The organism is Rhodococcus sp. MALMAid1271 (genome assembly GCF_049195265.1).
Classification (GTDB): Bacteria; Actinomycetota; Actinomycetes; order Mycobacteriales; family Mycobacteriaceae; genus Rhodococcoides.
The window spans coordinates 1-19,612 of record NZ_JBMIRQ010000040.1 but is presented as its reverse complement, the minus strand read 5'-3'; the positions used below and the strand labels follow the sequence as shown (position 1 = coordinate 19,612).

Here is a 19,612-nt window from a genome sequence, read left to right as displayed (position 1 = left end):
AGAGCAACGCAATCGGTTGCACGACCGGTTGCACAGCAAGCGAAAGAAGGCTCGTGTCGATGACTTCCCAGGTAGGCGACTCTCTGGAGCTCACGGATCGCACCCGCCACGACATCGACTCGATGTCGGCGGCGGAGGTGTACAAATTGCTGTCCTGTGCGGTGCAGCCTCGTCCGATCGCGTGGATCTCCACGGTGTCGGGTGACGGCGTTCGCAACCTGGCACCGTTCAGTTTCTTCAATGTCGCGTCGCGGAACCCGGCCACGCTGATGATCTCCATCGGCGAGCGCATCGGATTCCCGGGCGAGTTCAAGGACACCTTGGTCAACATCCGAGAGACCGGCGAATTCGTCGTCAACATTCCGGCCGCCGAAACCGTGAATGCGGTGACCGCGAGTTTCGCCACCGTCGATGCGGACGTCGACGAGTTCGAGCTCTCGAACATGACGGCAATTCCATCGCTATCCGTCGCGGCCCCGTCGGTCCTCGAATCCCTTGTCTCGCTGGAATGCCGGACTCTGCAGGAAATCGCGCTCGGATCCGACACCCTGGTGCTCGGTACCGTCACCACCGTGACCAGCCGGCCAGGGGTGCTCACCGAGGATCTGCACGTCGACACACTCGAGCACCGATTCCTCGGCAGGTTGGCGGGCCCGTTCTACACCACCGACATGAATCGAGTGGCGCAGTGACGACCTCGGCCCGTCCGCGCGGCATCGCCACCGACACGGTTGTCGATACGTTCGATATCGCCGTGGTGCAGACAGGTTCGCGGGTCGGAGCCTGGCAGCAGAACATCGACGCAGTGAGTGCGCAAGTGCGAACGCTCGCCGCCGGTGGATCCAAGATCATCGTGCTGCCCGAATTGTTCGCCAGCGGTTACGATCTCGACGGTGTCGAGGCGCTGGCCGAGTCGGTGCCCGGCCCCACTTCGGTCGCGCTCGGCGAGCTCGCTGTCGAGACCGACACGGTTCTGGTGACAGCGATCGTGTTCCGCGACAGCGCCGGAGTAGTGTTCGACAGCTCGCTCGTCGTGGGTCCGGACGGCCTGCTCGCGTTGGGGCACAAGCGCTTTCTGTGGGATCGGGAGAAAACGGTGTTCACGCCCGGTGCGGAGAGCGGGCTGCTGGTCAGCACTCCGTTCGGCAGCATCGGGGTCGTGGTCTGCTACGAGGCCGGGTTTCCCGAGACGGTCCGCGATCTCGTCCAACGAGGGGCCGATGTGATCGCCGTACCGTCGGCCTTCGGACACGTCCGTTTGCACGTATGGAAACTGCTCACCCGCTCGCGAGCACTCGAGAACGGCGTCGTCGTCGCAGCCGCCGGACTCACCGGACAGACCGGGGACGGCCCACGGTTCGCGGGCCACAGCGTCATCGTCGGACCGCAGGGGCGCACCATCGTCGAGATGGACGAAAGCATCGGCTCGGTGTCGGCAACGGTGACTCGCCGCGAGTTGCTCGACGCGCGCGACGAAGTTCCATATCTGAAAGACCTTGCCCGCCTGGGCGGAATCACCGACAACGAGTCAACCGAGAACCCTCATGAGAGGAACCGAGATGTTCGATCTGCGATCAGCTGATCTCCTGCGCGCGTTCACCCGTCAGCTCGAGCTGTGCAAAGTTCGGCCCGGAGAGCAGGTGGTGATTCTCGCGGAGCCGTCGAGCCGCGGGGACTACGTGTCGGCTGCCTTCGGGGCGGCCCAGAGCCTGGGCGCACAAGTACTGTCGGCCACCGTTCCCGGCGGCAGTCCGGCACCGATGCCGAGCACCCACACCGGTGCCGGCCCCGGTCTCGTGTCGGTGATGAACAGTTCGGTCGCCCAGGACATGCTCAAGGGAGCCGATCTCGTGGTCGATCTGACCAGTGAGGGTTTCATCCACGCCCCCATCCAGCAGGAGATACTGGCCGCCGGAACGCGCATCATCTTCGTGTGCGACGCGCCGGACGTGCTCATCAGGAACATGCCGCAGGACGGGGACAAGGAACGGGTACAGGCCGGTGTGGATCTGATCCGCAACGGTTCGACCATGCGCATCACCAACGAGGCCGGCACCGATCTCACCGTTCAGCTGAGCAATTCGCAGCCCGAGTTCCAGGTGGGCTTCGCCGACGACAAGGGACGCTGGGACCACTGGCCGTCCACCATGGTGCTGTGTTGGCCGGAGATCTCCAACGGACGGATCGTGTTGTCCGAGGGCGACATCCTGCTGCCGTTCAAGGAGTTCGTCCGCGACACGACGACACTGACCGTCACCAACGGACACATCGACGAGGTCACCGGCGGCGCGGAGGCGGCTCTGCTCAACATGTTCTTCGCCGACTCCAACGACAAGTGGGCCCGCTACCTGTCCCACATGGGCTGGGGATTGATGAAGACCGGCGACTGGTTCGCTGCCGCGATGTACGGCAAGGACGACATCATGGGTATGGACGCCCGCGCTTTCGCCGGCAGCTTCCTGTGGTCCACCGGCCCGCACCCCGTACTCGGCCGAGACTCCTACGCACACCTCGACATCGGAATGCGTGCCTGCACCGTATCCATCGACGGCATCGATGTCGTCACCGAAGGTCGATTGGTGGAGAACTGACATGGCACCGATCGAAGTGGTCGTCGCAGGGGGCGGCCTCGGCGGGCTGACCGCGGCGCTCTCGCTGAGGCACAGAGGAATCCAGGTGACGGTCCTCGAAGCCGCTGCCGAGCTCGGTGAGGTGGGAGCAGGGATTCAGACCGCACCGAACGCAAGCCGCGTCCTCATTGCCCTCGGTATGCGCGAGAAGCTCGAAGCGATCAAGACCGAACCGATGGATCAGGTGCGCAGGCGCTGGGAGAACGGCAAGGTCATCGCTCTCACCGCGCTCGGCGAATACTGCAAGAAGACCTTCAACGCGCCGTACTGGCACTACCACCGTGCAGACCTGCACTCTGCGATCCACGCTCAGTGCCTCGACCCCGAGGGGCCCGGCCCGGTCGTGGTGTTCGAGACCGACGCGAAGGTCGTCGAGGTCGACCGGACCAACCCGATGCGGCCCGTCGCGGTCACCGAAGCGGGACGGCGGTACGAATCGGACCTGCTCATCGGAGCCGACGGAATCCGCTCGACGGTACGCGATCTGATCGGTCTGCCCGATACTCTGGTGTTCTCCGGTGAAATGGCCTACCGCGCACTCATTCCCGGCGATCGGATCGTCAAGGATCCGGCCACACGCTGGCTCGTCGATCGATACCAGAGCACCATCTGGTACGGGCCCGACCGACACCTGGTGCACTACATGATTCGCAACGGTGAATATCTCAATGTCGTTGCGCTGGCACCGTGCACCGACGAGGTTCGCGACGGCGGACCTCGGCTCGTCGGGCCCGAGGAACTGATGGGGACGTTCCCGGACTGGGACGACCGCGCCCACGCGATGTTGTCGAAGGCCGACGAGAACGTGCTGTGCCAGGCGCTCTACTACCGCAGACCTGATCCTCGCTGGACCGACGGCCGCGTCGCGTTGCTGGGCGACGCGTGCCACGCCATGCTGCCGTATCAGGCGCAGGGCGCGTCGCAGGCGATGGAAGATGCGGCAGTGCTCGCCGAGGAACTCGCGAAGGTCACCTCGAGCGGAATCGACGACGCGTTGGCGCGCTATGTCTTTCGCCGAGCCCGGCACGCGCGGATGGTCCAGGACGCGAGCCTGCAGAACAAGACCTTCTATCACATACCCGATGGACCCGAGCAACAGAAGCGGGACGCGACACTGGCGTCGTTCGATGGGGAGTCCGACATCTCGTACGACTGGCTGTGGAGCGGTACTCCGCTCGACGACAGCGACGACGAGAAATTCCATTACTCGTTCGTCCGATGACCACTTCGGACCACAACACCGCGCCGGAGGCTGCGATGAAGACTGGTGATCAGGTAGTACAGGAACTCCCCTGGAAATGGGGTGTGCAGGGCAAGATCTTCATCATCGGCGGGTTGGGTTACATGTTCGACGCCTGGGACGTGGCGCTGAACGGCTTCTTGACTCCGCTTCTCGGGACCTACTGGGATCTGTCCCAGGCCGAGCGCGGGCTCGTCGCCACCGGCAATCTGATCGGCATGGCCGTCGGTGCCGTCGTGTGGGGAACGATCGCCGACCGAGTCGGGCGAAAACGTGCATTCTCGTTGACGCTGTTGATCTTCGCGCTGTTCTCGGTCCTCGGTGCCTTCGCGCCGAACTTCGAGATCTTCATCATCCTGCGGTTCCTTGCCGGGTTCGGCCTCGGCGGTTGCATCCCGGTGGACTACGCTTTGGTCAGCGAATTCTCACCACGCCGCATTCGCGGCAAGATACTGTCCGCGATGGACGTCTGGTGGCCGATCGGTGCCACCGTCTGCGGCGTCGTGGCAACACTTCTGGTCCCGATCGACGGTGACGTTCGCTGGCGCTACATGCTGCTGTTCATGGTTCTGCCTGCGCTGCTGCTGTTCTGGGTGCGACGCGGCATCCCGGAGTCACCGATATACCTGGCCAAGGTCGGCCGAGAAGACGAGGCCCGCGCCGTCATCGACGACATGGTGACACGCACCGGATCCGAGGCCGTCGAGTACGTGATCGTCGCGGATACGGCACCGAAGGGTGCCGGTGGGATGAAAGCTGCTCTGACGCAGTTGAAATCGGTCTGGCGCTACAGCCCCCGGATCACCGCCGCAGCCTGGATGCTGTTCGTGTCGATCATGCTGCTCTACTACGCAGCCCTGAGCTGGATGCCGTCCATTCTGCGCGCCGAGGGCTACGGGGAGTTCGCAGCTTTCGCCGGTACGACGCTCATGACCGGAGTCGGTATCGTCGGTGTGCTCACCTCGGCGTTCATCGTGGAGATCTTCGGCCGCAAGTGGGTCATCGGGCTGTCCGGTCCGATCGCGGGTAGTGCGCTGGTCATGTTCGCCGTCATGCTCGACATTCAGTCGGCTGCGCTGATCTGGCTCGGCATCTTCGGGTTCGTCATTCAGCTCACCATCCCGGTGCTCTACTGCTACGTCTCCGAGCTGTACCCCACCAGCATCCGCGCCTCGGGTTTCGGGTACGCATCCTCGGTCAGTCGGGTGGCCACGGGCTTCGCGCCACTGCTCTTCGGATCCGTCATGTGGCCGATCCTGGGTCTTCCGTTGACCTTCGGCATCGTCACTGCTTTCGTGTTGTTCGCGGTGATCTGGATGGCGTATTTCGCACCGGAGACCAAGGGACGCGAACTGGACACACTCGTCGACGAACCCGCCGAGGTAGTTGCAGGCGAGGCACGGGTCTGATGAAGCCCGCACAGTTCGACTACCACCGGGCGCGCGACGTCTCGGGTGCAGTGCGGCTGCTGGCGGAGTTGGGCGAGGACGCGAAGATCATCGCCGGGGGTCAGTCTCTGGTCGCCATGATGAACTTCCGCCTCGCCCGGCCGGGGCATCTGGTCGACGTGGGTGCGCTGAGCGCGCTGCGCTACATCCGCCGAGAATCGGACGGCCTGCACATCGGCGCGCTCACCACCCACCATGACGTCGAATCCGGCGACGTGGGAACGGACTTCGCTGTTCTGCGTGATGCCATGCGGTGGGTGGGGCACTACCCGATTCGTACACGCGGCACGGTCGGAGGCAGCATCGCCCACGCGGACGCCACTGCAGAATGGTGCTTGCTCGCCGTCCTGCTCGACGCCCGTATCGTCGTCGAGAGCGTGCGGGGGCGTCGAACTGTGGAGTCCGACTCGTTCTTCTTCGGGTACTACTCGACCGATCTCGCGTTCGACGAGATGATCGTCGAGATCGTGTTCCCGAACCCGGCGCCGCACGCTGCGGTGACCGAATATGCCGAGCGGCAGGGAGATTTCGCGATAGTGGGCGCAGCAGTCTCCCTCGATCTCGACGGCGTCGCCGTCTCCGGCGGACGCGTCGCCCTCGCGGGGGTCGGCGCGAGCCCGATGCGATCTCCGGCAAGCGAGGCTGTGCTCGCCGGCGGTGGAACGTTCGCCGATTGTGCGGACGCCGCGGCGCAATCATTGGAACTGGAGGACGAGGGCATGGTCACCGCCGAATACCGTCGCACCCTGGTGCGCACGTTGGTCGCGGAAGCCTGCAGCGACGCACTGGTCTCGCAGGGAGTGCCCACGTGAGCGTCGATCAGCTTCTCACGCCGAAATTCGTCGGCACCTCGGTCGCACGCCGCGAAGACCCGCGATTGCTCACCGGCCGAGCCCGATTCGTCGACGACATCGCGATACCGGGAATGCTGCATGCTCAATTCGTACGCAGCACCGTCGCAGCCGGATCGATCACCGGTCTGGACGTCGGTGATGTCGCCGGAGTCGAGGGTGTGCGCGGCGTCTTCACTGCGGCGGACTTGGACCTGCAGCCGATCCGTGCCGAATTGTCCCGTCCACTCAGCGAATTCGTACCCACCGATATGCCGGTCCTCGCACACGACGTGGTCCGCTACGTCGGCGAGCCGCTGGCCATCGTCCTCGCCGACGATGCCTACCTCGTCGAGGACGGGCTCGAGGCAGCCCGGGTGTCGTACCGGGCCGTCACCGCCGTCACCTCCGCAGATCAGGCCATGTCCGAGGGCGTGCCTCTGGTTCACGATTCGGTTCCGAACAACACCGTCGTCGACGTACAGATGTTTGCCAGTGACGGAATCGACGAGATCTTCGACGGCGCGCACACCGTGGTCTCGGTGCACTCGAGGACCGGCCGCCAGAACGCACTTCCGCTCGAGACACGCGGGTGCATCGCGTACTGGGACGACCGCGACGAGCAGCTGATCATGTACATCTGTACGCAGGTCCCGCACCAGGTCCGTACCGTCACCGCACGGTGCCTCGGTCTCGACGAACGTCAGGTTCGGGTGGTCGTGCCCGACATGGGCGGTGGGTTCGGGCAGAAGTGCGTCGTCGGTCGCGAGGAGATCGCCGTCGCCGCAGCGGCATTGAAACTTCGTCGCCCGATCAAGTGGATCGAGGATCGCAAGGATGCCCTGACGGCATCCTTCCTGGCACGCGAACAGCAGTACGACGTGCGGGCGGCATTCGACGCCGAGGGACACATCCTCGGTGTCGACGCAGATGTCGTGTGCGACATGGGTGCGTACTCCTGCTACCCCTTCACAGCGGGCATCGAGCCGCTCATGGCCTCGGCGGAAATGCCGGGGGTGTATCAGGTTCCGGCGTACCGAGTGCGGGGTCGTTCGGTGTTCAGCAACAAGGCACCGACCGCGCCGTATCGCGGGGTGTCCCGGCCGCAGTACGTCATGGTGATGGAGCGACTGTTCGAGCGAGCGGCTCGTGAACTGCAGCTCGACGCAGTGGAGATCAGGCGGCGCAACGTCATCACCGCTTTCCCGTACACCGGCGTCAACAACATCACCTACGACCCGGGCTCGTACCTCGAGGCGCTGAACTTGTGCGAGCAGACGCTACGAGACGGTGGGTGGTACGACTTCCAGGAGCGGGCGACCGCTGAGGGCCGACACATCGGCATCGGATACTCGTGCTTCAGCGAGCGAACCGGATACGGCAGCAGTGCGTTCGCGGCCCGAAAGATGAACGTGGTCCCCGGGTTCGACATCTCGGAGGTCAGGATGGACACCTCCGGCACCGTCGTCGTGACCACCGGAACGATGAGCCACGGGCAGAGTCACGAGACCACGATGGCGCAGATCGTCGCCGACCGACTGGGCATCGCGGTCGACCAGGTCAAGATCGTGCAGGGCGACACCGACCGCATCACCTACGGATTCGGGTCGTTTGCCTCTCGCTCGATCACCATCGGTGGCAGTGCTGTGGCATTGGCGTCGAACAAACTGGGAGACAAACTGTGTGAGATCGCGGCGCACCTGCTCGAGACCCGTGACGACAACGTCGAGCTGGCTTCGGGGCGGGTCCGTCAGCGCGACGACCACTCGAAGTACGTCACCTACCGGGACATCGCCGACGTCGCGTACCTGAAGGCGCAACTGCTACCGAAGGGCGTCGAACCAGGACTGTCCGCGACGGCCAGCTTCGACGTGTTCAACGACGGGACGTTCTCCAACGCCACCCACGGCGTCGTCGTGGAGTTGCACGAGGGCACCGGACGGGTGGAGATACTGAAGTACGCGTGCGTCGAGGACTGCGGCGTCGCCATCAATCCCAAGATCGTCGAGGGGCAGTGCCGCGGCGGGATCGCCCAGGGCATCGCCGGTGCATTGTTCGAGCAGGTGTCGTACGACGACCATGGAAATCCTCTGTGCGCCAGCTTCATCGACTACAAAGTGCCCACTGCCTGCGAAATCCCGGACATCGAGATCCATCACCTCGAAACACCCTGCCTGTTCACCGAATCCGGTGCCAAGGGAGCAGGTGAGGGTGGCACGATCGGTGCACCTGCCGCCGTGCTCAACGCCGTCAACGACGCATTACGTTCCACCGGAGTCGAACTGAACGACACGCCGATCACCCCCGTCGCAGTTCAGGCGGCATTGGCGAAGGGAAGGCCATGAGCAACAAGCAGCTGATCGAGCTGAGCGTCAACGGCACTGTCCGTGAAGTGATCACCGAACCACGCCGTACTCTGGTCGACGTGCTGCGACACGATCTGCAGCTCACCGGAACCCACGTCGGCTGTGAGCACGGCGTGTGCGGCGCCTGCACCGTGCTGATCGACGGTAAGCCGGCCCGCGCGTGCCTGACCTTCGCAGCGCAGGTGGAGAATTCACAGATCGAGACCGTCGAATCACTCGGCGTCGACGGTGCATTGAACGATCTGCAGCAGGCATTCGCAGACCACCACGGACTGCAATGCGGCTTCTGCACACCGGGATTCCTGATGCTGGCCGAGGGCTACCTCGCCGAGAACCCCGATGCCACCAAGGAACAGATCCGTGAGGTGGTGGCGTCGAACTACTGCCGCTGTACCGGGTACCAAACCATAGTCGAGGCCATCGACTCGTGCGCCGAGCAGCGCCGCTGCGCCGGCTGTGTGAACGGAGTTCGTAAGTGATACTGACCAATACACTCGACATCGACGCCTCCGCCGAGGAAGTTTTCCGACTGATCAACGACGTCGAGAAGGTGGCCACGTGCGTACCGGGGGCCGCCATCACCGGTAAGGACGGCGAGACCTACCTCGGTGGAGTCAAGGTCAAAGTCGGCCCGATCAGTGCGTCGTATGCAGGCACGATCAGATTCCTCGAGGTCGACGCCGAGACCCGCACGCTCACCCTGGAGGCCAAGGGCGCGGACTCGCACGGCAACGGTGACGCCGAGGCCCAGGTCGATCTCGCGGTCGAGTCGATCGGTGACCGTTCGCGGTTGACCCTGAACACCGATCTGGTGATCAGCGGAAAGATCGTCTCGTTCGGAAAAGGCGCGATCGTTGCGGTCTCGAACAAGGTGCTCCAACAGTTCGCCGTCAATCTCGGAGCACTGCTCAGTGGTTCGGCCACAACCGATCCAACCACGCCTGCAGCGGTGAGTACCGCTGTCGCAAGCCCGGTGGGCGGCGAACTGAACGCGATGAGCCTGCTCCCCGAACAGATGCGCAAATACGCACCGATCGCGGGCATCTTCCTCGCCGGAATGGTCGAGGGCTGGCTGGTGTCCAGGGCCTTCGGGCGACGGTAGGGCCGTGATGCTGGACTTCGCAGCCACCCTCGACGCCTGGTTCTCCAGCGGACGGCCCTTCGGCCTGGCCACCGTCGTCTCGACATCCGGCAGCACCGTCCGTGATGTGGGTGCAGTCATGGCAGTCGACGGCGACGGTACAGCTCTGGGCGGTGTATCCGGAGGGTGCGTCGACAGCGCGGTCTTCGATGCAGCGGTGTCGGCGGCGACGGTCGGAGTCGGGGATCGGCTGCGGTTCGGGGCCGCGGTCGACGACCCGTTCGCCATCGGCCTCACCTGCGGAGGAACCGTCGACGTCGTGGTCGAACGAATCGACGCCGAGACTCGCCCGCACTTCGCACAGTTGTTGATGCGGGTCATGTCTCGATCCGCCGTCGCCGAGGTGACCGTCGCGGCGGCAAGCGGTCACCTCGTGCTCGGCGGCGGTGAGGCGACAGGAACTCTCGGCCACCCTGCACTCGACACGCAGGCCGGCGTCATCGCCCGAGACATGTTGAGGGACGGCGTATCCGGCCTGCGAGAAGTGAACGTCGACGGCCGAGCCGTCGAGATATTCGTTCGATCGTTTCCGGCTCCGCCGCTGCTGCTCGTCTTCGGAGCACTCGATCTCGCTGATTCCGTTGCCCAGGCGGCCGCAATCGTGGGATACCGCACCGTCGTGTGCGATGCGCGGCCGATCTTCGCCACGGCCGAACGGTTTCCGCATGCCGACGACGTGGTCGTGGCCTGGCCGCACGAATACCTCACTGCGCACTGGGAAGCCGGCCTGATCGATCGCACCACCGCGCTGTGCGTATTGACACACGATCCGAAGTTCGACGTTCCGTTGCTGGACGTCGCGGTACGCACCCCGGCGGGTTACATCGGGGTGTTGGGGAGCCGTCGAACACACGAGGACCGACGCGAACGCCTGCTCGCCACAGGAATCGGCGTCGACGCGCTGGCTCGGTTGTCCTCACCCATCGGTCTCGATCTCGGCGGGCGCACGCCGGGAGAGACAGCGCTCTCGATCGTCGCCGAAATCGTGGCGATGTCGAACGGGCGAGCCGGTGGACGTTTGCGTGACGGCAACGGTCCGCTACACAGCAGTGCCGATGCGGCTCAGCGAGGCGTGATCGACTGCGATACCCGCACCGCGCCTGCAGTTCCGAGGATCAGCACTGCGGTCGCGATCGCGAACGCGATCGAATAGGAGTCGCCGATGGCAGGCGCGACGACCAGTGGGCCGAGCACCTGCCCTAGCCCGTAGACCGCAGTCAGTGTTGCTGCAGTACGGCCTACGGGAAGCGTCTGCGCGATGGCCATCGTCAGCATCGTGATGCCCATGAACGTTCCGCCGAACAACAGAGCCGACAACACAGAGGCGACGGGGTTCGCCGTCAGAGCGGGCAGAACTGCGGCGATGGACTGCAGTGCGAAGTCTGCCACCAGAGCGCTCCGCAGGGTGGCTCGGCGGGCGATCGCCTGCCACAGTACCGTCGCCGGGATCGCGGCGAGCCCGACGACGATCCACACCACCGGGCCCACCGTCGTACTGCCGTGACCACCGACGGCAGCCACCAGAAAGGTGCCGACGACGATGTAGCCGAGACCCTCGAGGAAGTACGCGAACAGCAATGTCCGCCACACGGCCGGTGCCCGGCGATCGATATCGCCGGGCACAGCCCGCGTTGCGGCCTCGGAATGTACCCGCAGCGTCCACGCCGGTGCGATGAGGATCGCTGTCAGGAGCGCCGAGCACACCCACAGCGCCTGCCAGGACAGGTGCGGTCCGAGGACCAGAGTCAAAATTCCCGACGCCGCGATGCCCGCGCCGACTCCGCCGAACGCGATGCCCGGTGAGGCACCGGCGGCTCGATGTTCGGTGACGGTACTCGCGCAAGCGATGAAGATCGCGGCACTCGCGAGACCAGCCACGAACCGCAGTGCCGAGAACGTGATGGTGGAATGCGCTGCAGCCATCGCCAACTCGCTGGCGACGAGGACCATTGTCCAGAGCCTGAACGATATTGTCGTGTTGATCGAGGGACGTACGGACAACGCAATCGCTCCGACGAGATAGCCGGCGTAGTTTGCGGTCGCGATGACCGCTCCGCTGCTCGGCGTCACCTCGGCCGCGTCGACCATGATGGGAAGTAGCGGTGTGAAGACGAATCGCCCGACACCCATCGCTGCCGCGAGCCCGGCCGCGGCAGCGAACGACAGTCGACGCCCACTCATCCTGACCTCCGTAGATCGTTAGCCGGGTCAACGGTACTGGACGGCCGCGAGTCGCCGGCAGGCGAGTTGTTCCTCTGTCCGCGACACTGCGGTGTGAGAACGACGTCGAACCGGACCCGAGCCACCGACGCCACCCCCGTTGCTGGATCGGCCGAAACACCTCGCAGACGTAGTTCGCCCGCCGGCCGGCATGGAACCGATCCTGAACTCGCTGCGTCAAACCCGATGACGCCGAACGCCGAGCGTCGATCCTGCAACGACTCGGGGGAGCGTCATGACAGTGAATGTGGATCCAGCGATCCTGCGGAGATTCTCGGATGTGTTGTCGGGGAGCGGCGACGCGATTCGCGAGGTCGATGTCCTCGCACCATTCCGACTTTCGGAGAATGCTGTGCCGGGCAGTGACTTTCACACAGCCTGCGCCGCGGCCGCCGCCGCAGCAGCGGGGGCTGTTGCAGCTCTGGCCGGGCGGGCCGAATGCATCGCAGACCTCGCCCGCGGCGTCGCGCAGAACTACGAGATCGCCGACGACGAACTCGCCCGCCGTCTTGCTGCGATGGGCCAGCCGAAATGACTCCGACGGTGCCGCACGTCGAAGGCTGGGAGCCGGAGTCGATGCGCAAGACGATGATCGAATTGGCGGAGATCGTCGAGCGAGTAGACCGCCAGCGCGCAGGGGTGCTCGACGAGCAGGACGTGCTGGCCGAGACGTGGACCGGAGACGCAGCGGGCGCGGCAGCGGATCGCGTGGTTGCCGAATGCTCCCGCATGGGCACGGTGTGTGGCGAGATCGACTCGCTGGGTAGGGCATTCGAGAACGCAGCGTCAATGGTCGATGCCGCCAAGACGCACCTGCAGGCTCAGGTATCGGCCGCGACGATGAGCGGGTTCGCCGTCTCGGCCGACGGAGTGGTGAACCCCGACGGAATGATCGCGTTGATCCCGAACAGTCTCGGCGACGACGCAGTGCGCCGCGCCGACGAACTACGTTCCGATGCAGCACAATTGACCGCCGACATCCAGGACGCTCTGCGGCAGGCGGAGAAGGCCGCGGTCGATGCCGCCTACCAGCTGGCCGAACCGACCAAGGTGCTGACCGAGCTTGCTCTCGGCAGCCCGACCGGGAAGTTCGTCGAGAACCCGGATGGGTCGTTCTCGTGGATGCCGGATTGGCCGACGACCATAGCGGCGGCGGTGATCGGGGGAATGACGGATGCCACCAAGAAGGCGTTGGAATTTCCCGGTGTCGGATCCGTCGACGACGTCGCCAGGAACATCGGTCGGGGGCTCGGAGCATTCGGCGCGGTAGCCGGAACGATTCCGTCGATCGCCCAAGATATCGACGAAGGTGTGGATCCGACCGAGGCCGTCATCGTGAATTCGGCGGGTACGGCTGCCGGTCTCATGGTGGGAACCGCAGTCACCTGGGCATGCGGAATTGTCGGCGGCGCGGGCGGTTCGGTCATACCGGGTCCTGGCACGGTGGCCGGGGCAGCGGCAGGCATCGCATTGGGAACCCTGGCCGGCGGTGCAGCCTGCAGCGCGGTTTCGAAGATCGTGGAACTGGCCTGGAAATGACGGACCACCCGCGCTCGGAGAACGTAAGGTCGATGACCGATATGCCACACCCCGGAGTTGCTGCGACGACGATGCCGGTCTGGGTGAGAGAACGGCGCAGTATTCACCTCGGGTGGTGCGCTGCCGTAGCGAGCTTGTTTCTGATGATGGTGTCTGTCGTTCTCTGCGCAGTGCGTGTTCGCGAGATGCTCAGCCTGTCCGCCGTGGTGTGGTTGTCGGCCACCGTGTACTTGTTGGCGGTGTTCATCGGGCTCACCGTGGTGTTGTCCGGCCTCGGATCGACGAGATTGTCGCGCTTCGTACGACCGATCCAGGTCGAGGGGATCGGGAGGGGACTATCGATACCGGGGCGCGGAGACTTCCTGATGCGGATGATGGTGCTGGTACTCGCGCTGATGCTGTTCCTGCTCAATGCGGTGGTTCGAAACGACAGGCCCAGTCCGCGTCAAGCCAAAGTGGAGTTGCTGACGTTCGTGGGTGCCCCGGCTTGCCTCGGGTTCTTCGTCCTGGGTTACGTCATCGTCAATCGAACCAGGATCTCTCTGCACCCCGAAGGCATCGCGCACGAGATCTATCGACGCCGCGCGTGGAAGGTGACCAGCGAGATGACGGTCCTGCCGTGGGATGACATTGCCGATCTGCAGTTGGATGCACATCCGAATCCGGCGGTACCGAATGGGCAGAGCATGCCGGTGATCCGAGTGACGCGTCGGTCGGCAGGCACCGATCAACCAGAGATGGTCATCATGGCATGCGAGAAGAAGGTCGAACCGAACTCTTTGTTGGCACTGCTGCGATGGTGCCGCGACAACCCCTGGGCTCGTGAGCAACTGGGCCGCGACGAAGCGCGTGAGTTGTTGCGCCCACCCAACCTGCTCGAGCGCATCAGGGCCGACCGCGCTGCATCTGCCTCGGCAGCCGAGGTCTCGGCGCAGTGACTGCGCGGGAACCGTCGATCGAGACGTACCTGCAGCAGCGCGGTGTCGAACTCGTCCCGGTGCATCGCAGCGAATGCGGCAGGTTCGGTCTCGAAGTACCGGCACTGCCGAGGTGGGGCGTCGTACCCGAGCATCTTTTTCCGCACGCGACCGCGGCGCTGTGCTCACCGGAGGACGCAGCCGAGGGGTTCGTACCGAATGCAATGGTTTTGGTTGGGAAGCTCACGCGCGCGGTCGATCCACACGTGCTGTTGGACTGTGGGTTCGGCGACTCGCGGGCCCTACCGGGATGGGTCGAGGCCAGTCACGATCGGAGCCCGCATTGCGGTCTTCCGTCGGTCTCGATCTCCGGTCGGTACGAGTGGGATGGGCACGTGCTCTTCGCCCGAACCCGCTACACCCTCGTCCACCACATCGTCGATCAATATCTCGTGCAGACGACGGTCACCGTGGCAGACTCGCTTCGTGACCGAATGAGTGGGTTGGCAGACGAGTTCGTGGACGGAGTGCGGATCGGGCGCGAGTGAGCTACGCAGGAATCTGCCGAACCACGGCGGCCACGGCCTCCACCTGATCTGCGATTCGGGGGCCCCATCGACTGGACAGGTCCTCGTCCATCGGGAAGATCCTGCCGTCCCGGACGGCGGTCATCGATCCCCACCCCGGCCGAGCGGCCACGGATTCAGCTGTGACGCCGCAGCATTGAGCATCGGCGAGAAATATGACGTCGGGATCTGCGGTGATCACCGTCTCCGCGGACAGCTGCGGATAGTTGCCGGCGTCGGAGCCATCGGCGATGCTCTGCAGGCCGAACAGGCCGTAGATCTGGCCGACGAAACTCTCACTCGTCACCGTGTACAACGTGTCGTCGAGTTCGTGAAAGTACGTCCATGGCTCGTCGCGCGACGGCACGCTCGCCACGGCCGCGTCGATCCGGTCCTGCATCTGCGTGACTACCGCCTCGCCTTCGGCGTCGTGACCGGTCGCGTCTGCGATGAGTTCGATCTGCGAGTAGGCGTCGTCGAGGCTGGTCGCGGCCGGCAACAGCAGCGTCGGGATGCCGGCGTCGGCCAACGTGGACGTCACTATGCCCAAATCGGTCGAGGTGATCACCAAATCGGGGTCGTACGCGACGATGGCCTCGAGGCTCGGGGTGAACGCCGATAATCCGGTCTTCGGCGCATCGGCGGGATAGTCCGACTGATCATCGACGGCTGCCACTTGCTCGCCCGCGCCGACGGCGAACAGGGTCTCTGTTGCCGTCGGACTCAGCGACACGATCGTGCGCGGCATCGCATCGATGGTGACGGTGCCGCCGTCGGACCCCGACTCGACGGTCTTCGGGAATGCCCCGTTGGAAGCCGTGGTGGTGGCGGCCGGTGTGTCCGTCGTCGCGCTGCCACACCCGGCCGCGACGAGCGCGAGAACCGCGAACCCTGCTGAAACAATTCGTGCCGAACGACGCTGCACTGCCACTCCTGTATTTTCCGGCCCTGAACATTCTCGGGCTCTCGAGCGCCAACACTATCGGGTCACCGGTCATCGCCCCAGGCTGCGTGCCAGGTACTTTCCGGTGTGGGTGTCCGAGGCCACCAACCCGTCGACAGTTCCGGTGAAGGTGATCGATCCGCCGTGGTGCCCGCCATCGGGGCCGAGGTCGATGACCCAATCGGCGGCGGCGATGACGTCGAGATTGTGTTCGATGACGATCACCGATCTGCCCTCGTCGACCATCCCGGACAGCAGCGCGATCAGGTTCGACACGTCCGACGGGTGCAGACCCGTCGTCGGCTCGTCGAGAACCAGCACCGGCGACGACCCGACCAGTTCGGTAGCGAGCTTGAGTCGCTGGCGCTCGCCACCGGACAGCGAAGACAGGTTCTGGCCGAGCGAGAGGTATCCGAGCCCGACGTCCCGACACCGCCGGAGAATCTCACGGATCTTCTTGACGTCGAAGAAGTCCTGAGCGTCCTCGACGGACATCTCGAAGATGTCGGCGATGCTGAGGCCGTCGACGGTATGCCGGATCGCGCCCGAACGAAATCTCCTGCCCTGGCACGTCTCACATGTGCTCGTCACCGGGTCGGTGAACCCGAGATCGGTGAAGATGACGCCACTGCCCTGGCAATCGGGGCATGCGCCGTCGGAGTTGGGTGAGAACAGCGACGGCGGCTGCCCGGTCTTCTTGGCGAAGTAGGCGCGAATCGGATCGAGCAGACCGGTATACGTTGCGGGGGAGGAGCGGCGCGATCCGCGGATGGGTGCCTGGTCGATGATGACGGCGTCCGGTGCGACCTCACGAAGGTGACCGTGGATGAGGCTGGACTTCCCGGAACCGGCGACCCCGGTGACGGCGGTCAAGACACCGAGCGGCACGTCGACGCTGACATCGCGCAGATTGTGGGTGTCGGCACCGGAGATGCTCAGCCAACCCGACGGGCTGCGGGGAGTGCGTAATTCGACGCCCTCGCGCCGGAGCGCGGCCCCGGTTCTGGTGTCGGCACGCCGGAGTTCGTCGAAAGGACCCTCGAACACCACTGTGCCACCGGCTTTTCCGGCACCGGGACCGATCTCGACGATGCGGTCCGCGATGGCCATCACCTCCGGATCGTGCTCGACGACGAGGACGGTGTTGCCTTTGTCGCGCAGCGCCAGCAGCATGTCGTCGAGGCGGTGTACGTCGCGCGGGTGGAGCCCGGTGGTCGGTTCGTCGAAGACGTAGAGCATGTCGTTGAGCGTGGCTCCGAGGTGCCGCACCATCTTGATGCGCTGCGATTCACCGCCCGAAAGCGACGACGTTGCTCGACCGAGGCTGAGGTAGCCGAGTCCGAGATCGACGAGTCTGCGCAGTTGCGTCACGATTTCCGCGGTGACAGTCCCCAGGCCAGTGATCTGCCAGCCGTCGATGCGATCGGCGAGTTCGGAGACCTGCATGGCGAACGCGTCGGGCAGGGACAGGCCCTCGAGGGTGGCACCCCGAATGGTTTCGTTGTAGCGGGAGCCGCCGCAGGATTTGCAGACCCCGCGCGTGACGATGCGCTCGAACGCGAGCTTGGCCTTGCCCTTGAGCGCATCGGCGTCCTTCGCCAGATAACTGCGCCGGAACCGAGAGACGATTCCCTCGTAGCTCTTCATCACGGCGTCGGGGTTCGTCACCTCGACTTCGCCGGGTGTGGCGTCGAAGAATATGTGACGCTCGCGGGCCGAGTACTGCTCGATCGGGACGTCGAGATCGAACAGGCCGGAATCGGCGAACACCCGGTACGGCCATTTTCCGACCTCGAAGTCAGGGTGCTTGAACGGCCCCTCGCGCAGGGATCTCGTCTCGTCCACCAACTCGGCGAGGTCGACGATCTTCGCCTCGCCGAGCCCGTCGCATTCGGGACACAGGCCGGCGGGATCGTTGAACGAGAACGCGTTGGCGTACCCGATCTGGGGAGTGACGGCTCGGGACCACAGCATTCGTAGCCAGTCGCCGATGTCGGTGATGGTGCCGACCGTCGAGCGTGGTCCGCCGAACAGGCGCTTCTGGTCGACGATCACCACGGCCGACAGGTTGGCGATCAGATCGGCATCGGGGCGTCCGTAGGACGGGAGGAACGTCTGCGCGAACGCGGTGAACGTGGAATTGATCTGCCGCTGGGCTTCGGCGGCGATGGTGTCGAAGACCAGCGAGGACTTGCCCGACCCGGAGACCCCTGCGAACACCACGAGTGAACGTTTGGGCAGATCGAGGCTGATGTCACGGAGATTGTTCTCGCGGGCACCGCGAACGATGATGGTGGACAGGGTCTCGGCAGGTGTCGACAGCGGAGCCGGAGTCATTGCGTTCGATTCGCCTTTCGCCGCCCCGGACGCTGGTTCGTCGGGGCGGACGCAGTTTACCGTACGGTGTACGGAATTGCGTTGTCCATCAGATCCGTAGCAGACGACCTGGTCTTTCGGTTCCACCCGGGCATCGGGCATCGGACCTTGGCCTGTGATGACCCATGTCGAACTCCGATGTGAGGTGACGGCCGTGGGTGCAGAGCACGCCTCCGGCTGCGAGGGTTTTCTACTCCCGGAGCCGGGGGTGTTTTGGGATTAAGGCGCGCGGATGAGTGGGGTGGCGAGCGCGGATGCGTGGGGTGCGGAGCGTGGATGCGTGGGGTGGCGAGTGTGGATGCGTGGGGTGGCGAGCGTCGATGCAGTTCGACGACTCGATCGCGATGGTCAGGCGCGGTGTTGGCCCACCGATCCCGTGTCACTGCCGGTTGTGCCGTAGGCGAGGTGGCCGCCGATCAGTCCGCCGACGCTCGCCGCCGCGAGACCAACCGCTGCGAGAACTTTCGCTGCGCCGTCGGTCTGCTTCCGGCGTCGCAGATAGGAGCCGAGGAACAGGAACACGCCGGTCGCGTTCGAAGCCGCGTGGATCAGCCCTACCCGTCGCTGGCGGGTGTCCATCGTCGACCAATCCGCCCAGCCGGTCGCGATAGCTGCCGGTGCCGAGAGGAGTCCGACCGAGATGACTAACTTGCTCGCTCTGGAGTGGCGACCGATCACATCGAGGGCCACTGCACGGGTCCAACTGCCGACGGTGACATTGACCAGTGCGGGGTGGATGGGGTGCCCGATCCACCGGCCGCGCAGCGCCGAGCCGACACCGGTGTCGTCGAGCGCGGGCGCGAGGACGTCGTTGATTGCGTTGCTGGTTCCATCGAGGAACGAGGCGGATTCGAGGCTGTCGAGGGCTTGTTTCAGTGTCATGCGTAGACGGATGCCCCAATGACATGGAGCGAACCCTAAGGGCAGCCAAACCCGGGGTGGATGGGTTGAGGTTCTCTTCGTCGAGACTCGCGTCGTCGACGCCGATGGCACCGATATGTCCGACGGCGAACCGGGTGGGCCGCTCGACCGTCCCCTCGAGTGTGCGATGGGTGCTGCGAAACGCCCGAGGCGTCGCAGTCATGTGTGCCCCGAACGGCCGGTGGGTCGAGGCTGCGACTGCGGTCGTCCTCTTCAGGGGGCGCGCAGGCGTTGTCGGCGAAGGCGTGGTTCGACCACGTGAAATCGCGGATCGCGCTGTTCGACGCGCTCGCGAGCGTGCGGTGCGCGTGCGAGATCGATGCGCGGCTGATGTTCAGGCGGCTCGTTGTTTTCGGCGGTGGTAGCTGGGGATGGGTTGTCGTGTGGGGTCGACGGTGTCGGGTGGGATGGCGTAGGGGTGGCCGTCGGTGCCCATGGCCAGTTGCCAGTGACCGTGGTGGACGAGGCGGTGGCA

At 64.9% G+C, this 19,612-nt stretch carries 18 protein-coding genes; 14 read left to right on the top strand and 4 right to left on the bottom strand.

What is annotated here, in order from left to right; all coding sequences use genetic code 11:
* Positions 1-59 precede the first annotated feature (59 nt).
* Genes ACOQFP_RS02825 through ACOQFP_RS02780 form a run of 10 tightly spaced genes read left to right on the top strand, consistent with a single transcriptional unit; the run spans position 60 to position 10,808 of the window.
* Positions 60-692 carry a flavin reductase family protein gene (locus tag ACOQFP_RS02825; protein ID WP_421583373.1) on the top strand — a complete coding sequence of 211 codons (633 nt, stop codon included), beginning with the start codon at positions 60-62 and terminating at the stop codon, positions 690-692.
* Positions 689-1,582: a carbon-nitrogen hydrolase family protein gene (locus ACOQFP_RS02820; RefSeq protein WP_421583372.1), complete on the top strand. Its 894-nt coding sequence runs from the start codon at positions 689-691 to the stop codon at positions 1,580-1,582. Before ACOQFP_RS02825 ends, ACOQFP_RS02820 begins: the two co-directional genes overlap by 4 nt.
* Positions 1,560-2,591, top strand: a complete 1,032-nt coding sequence (locus tag ACOQFP_RS02815) for a hypothetical protein (RefSeq protein WP_206492898.1) — start codon at positions 1,560-1,562, stop codon at positions 2,589-2,591. The genes ACOQFP_RS02820 and ACOQFP_RS02815 overlap by 23 nt, the downstream gene beginning before the upstream one ends.
* Position 2,592: 1 nt before the next feature.
* Positions 2,593-3,852 (top strand): FAD-dependent monooxygenase, encoded by a 1,260-nt coding sequence (locus tag ACOQFP_RS02810; protein WP_341244621.1) that lies wholly within the window; start codon positions 2,593-2,595, stop codon positions 3,850-3,852.
* A complete protein-coding gene (locus ACOQFP_RS02805) occupies positions 3,849-5,279 on the top strand; it encodes an MFS transporter (protein WP_241257537.1) in 1,431 nt (476 codons plus the stop codon). The genes ACOQFP_RS02810 and ACOQFP_RS02805 overlap by 4 nt, the downstream gene beginning before the upstream one ends.
* On the top strand, positions 5,279-6,130 hold the full coding sequence (locus ACOQFP_RS02800; RefSeq protein ID WP_421583371.1) for an FAD binding domain-containing protein: 852 nt from the start codon (positions 5,279-5,281) through the stop codon (positions 6,128-6,130). The genes ACOQFP_RS02805 and ACOQFP_RS02800 overlap by 1 nt, the downstream gene beginning before the upstream one ends.
* A complete protein-coding gene (locus tag ACOQFP_RS02795) occupies positions 6,127-8,493 on the top strand; it encodes a xanthine dehydrogenase family protein molybdopterin-binding subunit (protein WP_341244623.1) in 2,367 nt (788 codons plus the stop codon). Before ACOQFP_RS02800 ends, ACOQFP_RS02795 begins: the two co-directional genes overlap by 4 nt.
* Positions 8,490-8,993, top strand: coding sequence for a (2Fe-2S)-binding protein (locus ACOQFP_RS02790; protein ID WP_421583370.1), 504 nt, complete (start codon positions 8,490-8,492; stop codon positions 8,991-8,993). Before ACOQFP_RS02795 ends, ACOQFP_RS02790 begins: the two co-directional genes overlap by 4 nt.
* The gene (locus ACOQFP_RS02785; protein ID WP_421583369.1) at positions 8,990-9,616 is read left to right on the top strand and encodes an SRPBCC family protein; all 627 of its coding nucleotides are present in this window, start codon (positions 8,990-8,992) and stop codon (positions 9,614-9,616) included. The genes ACOQFP_RS02790 and ACOQFP_RS02785 overlap by 4 nt, the downstream gene beginning before the upstream one ends.
* Before the next feature lie 7 nt (positions 9,617-9,623).
* Positions 9,624-10,808, top strand: a complete 1,185-nt coding sequence (locus tag ACOQFP_RS02780; RefSeq protein ID WP_421583368.1) for an XdhC family protein — start codon at positions 9,624-9,626, stop codon at positions 10,806-10,808.
* On the opposite strand, the gene ACOQFP_RS02775 is transcribed toward ACOQFP_RS02780, so the two are convergent.
* Positions 10,718-11,836: a YbfB/YjiJ family MFS transporter gene (locus ACOQFP_RS02775; protein ID WP_421583367.1), complete on the bottom strand. Its 1,119-nt coding sequence runs from the start codon at positions 11,834-11,836 to the stop codon at positions 10,718-10,720. The genes ACOQFP_RS02780 and ACOQFP_RS02775 overlap by 91 nt on opposite strands.
* A 274-nt stretch (positions 11,837-12,110) precedes the next feature.
* Here ACOQFP_RS02775 and ACOQFP_RS02770 point away from each other — a divergent pair, with 274 nt between their 5' ends.
* From ACOQFP_RS02770 to ACOQFP_RS02755, 4 genes are read left to right on the top strand one after another with little or no spacing between them, the layout of a single operon-like run.
* Complete coding sequence (locus ACOQFP_RS02770) at positions 12,111-12,410, top strand: type VII secretion target (RefSeq protein WP_206492892.1); 300 nt, start codon at positions 12,111-12,113, stop codon at positions 12,408-12,410.
* 8 nt (positions 12,411-12,418) lie between these two features.
* Positions 12,419-13,414, top strand: a complete 996-nt coding sequence (locus ACOQFP_RS02765; RefSeq protein ID WP_421583366.1) for a hypothetical protein — start codon at positions 12,419-12,421, stop codon at positions 13,412-13,414.
* A 32-nt stretch (positions 13,415-13,446) separates the two neighbouring features.
* Positions 13,447-14,352 carry a hypothetical protein gene (locus ACOQFP_RS02760; RefSeq protein ID WP_421583365.1) on the top strand — a complete coding sequence of 302 codons (906 nt, stop codon included), beginning with the start codon at positions 13,447-13,449 and terminating at the stop codon, positions 14,350-14,352.
* Positions 14,349-14,879, top strand: a complete 531-nt coding sequence (locus ACOQFP_RS02755) for an LpqN/LpqT family lipoprotein (protein WP_421583364.1) — start codon at positions 14,349-14,351, stop codon at positions 14,877-14,879. Before ACOQFP_RS02760 ends, ACOQFP_RS02755 begins: the two co-directional genes overlap by 4 nt.
* 1 nt (position 14,880) lies before the next feature.
* Here the strand turns inward: ACOQFP_RS02755 and ACOQFP_RS02750 are convergent, their stop codons facing one another.
* The 3 genes from ACOQFP_RS02750 to ACOQFP_RS02740 form a co-directional block, all read right to left on the bottom strand.
* Positions 14,881-15,822 (bottom strand): ABC transporter substrate-binding protein, encoded by a 942-nt coding sequence (locus ACOQFP_RS02750; protein ID WP_421583363.1) that lies wholly within the window; start codon positions 15,820-15,822, stop codon positions 14,881-14,883.
* Positions 15,823-15,891: 69 nt separating this feature from the next.
* Complete coding sequence (locus tag ACOQFP_RS02745) at positions 15,892-18,177, bottom strand: ATP-binding cassette domain-containing protein (protein WP_421583362.1); 2,286 nt, start codon at positions 18,175-18,177, stop codon at positions 15,892-15,894.
* A gap of 387 nt (positions 18,178-18,564) precedes the next feature.
* On the bottom strand, positions 18,565-19,098 hold the full coding sequence (locus ACOQFP_RS02740; protein ID WP_421583361.1) for a DUF2231 domain-containing protein: 534 nt from the start codon (positions 19,096-19,098) through the stop codon (positions 18,565-18,567).
* Positions 19,099-19,612: the final 514 nt, after the last annotated feature.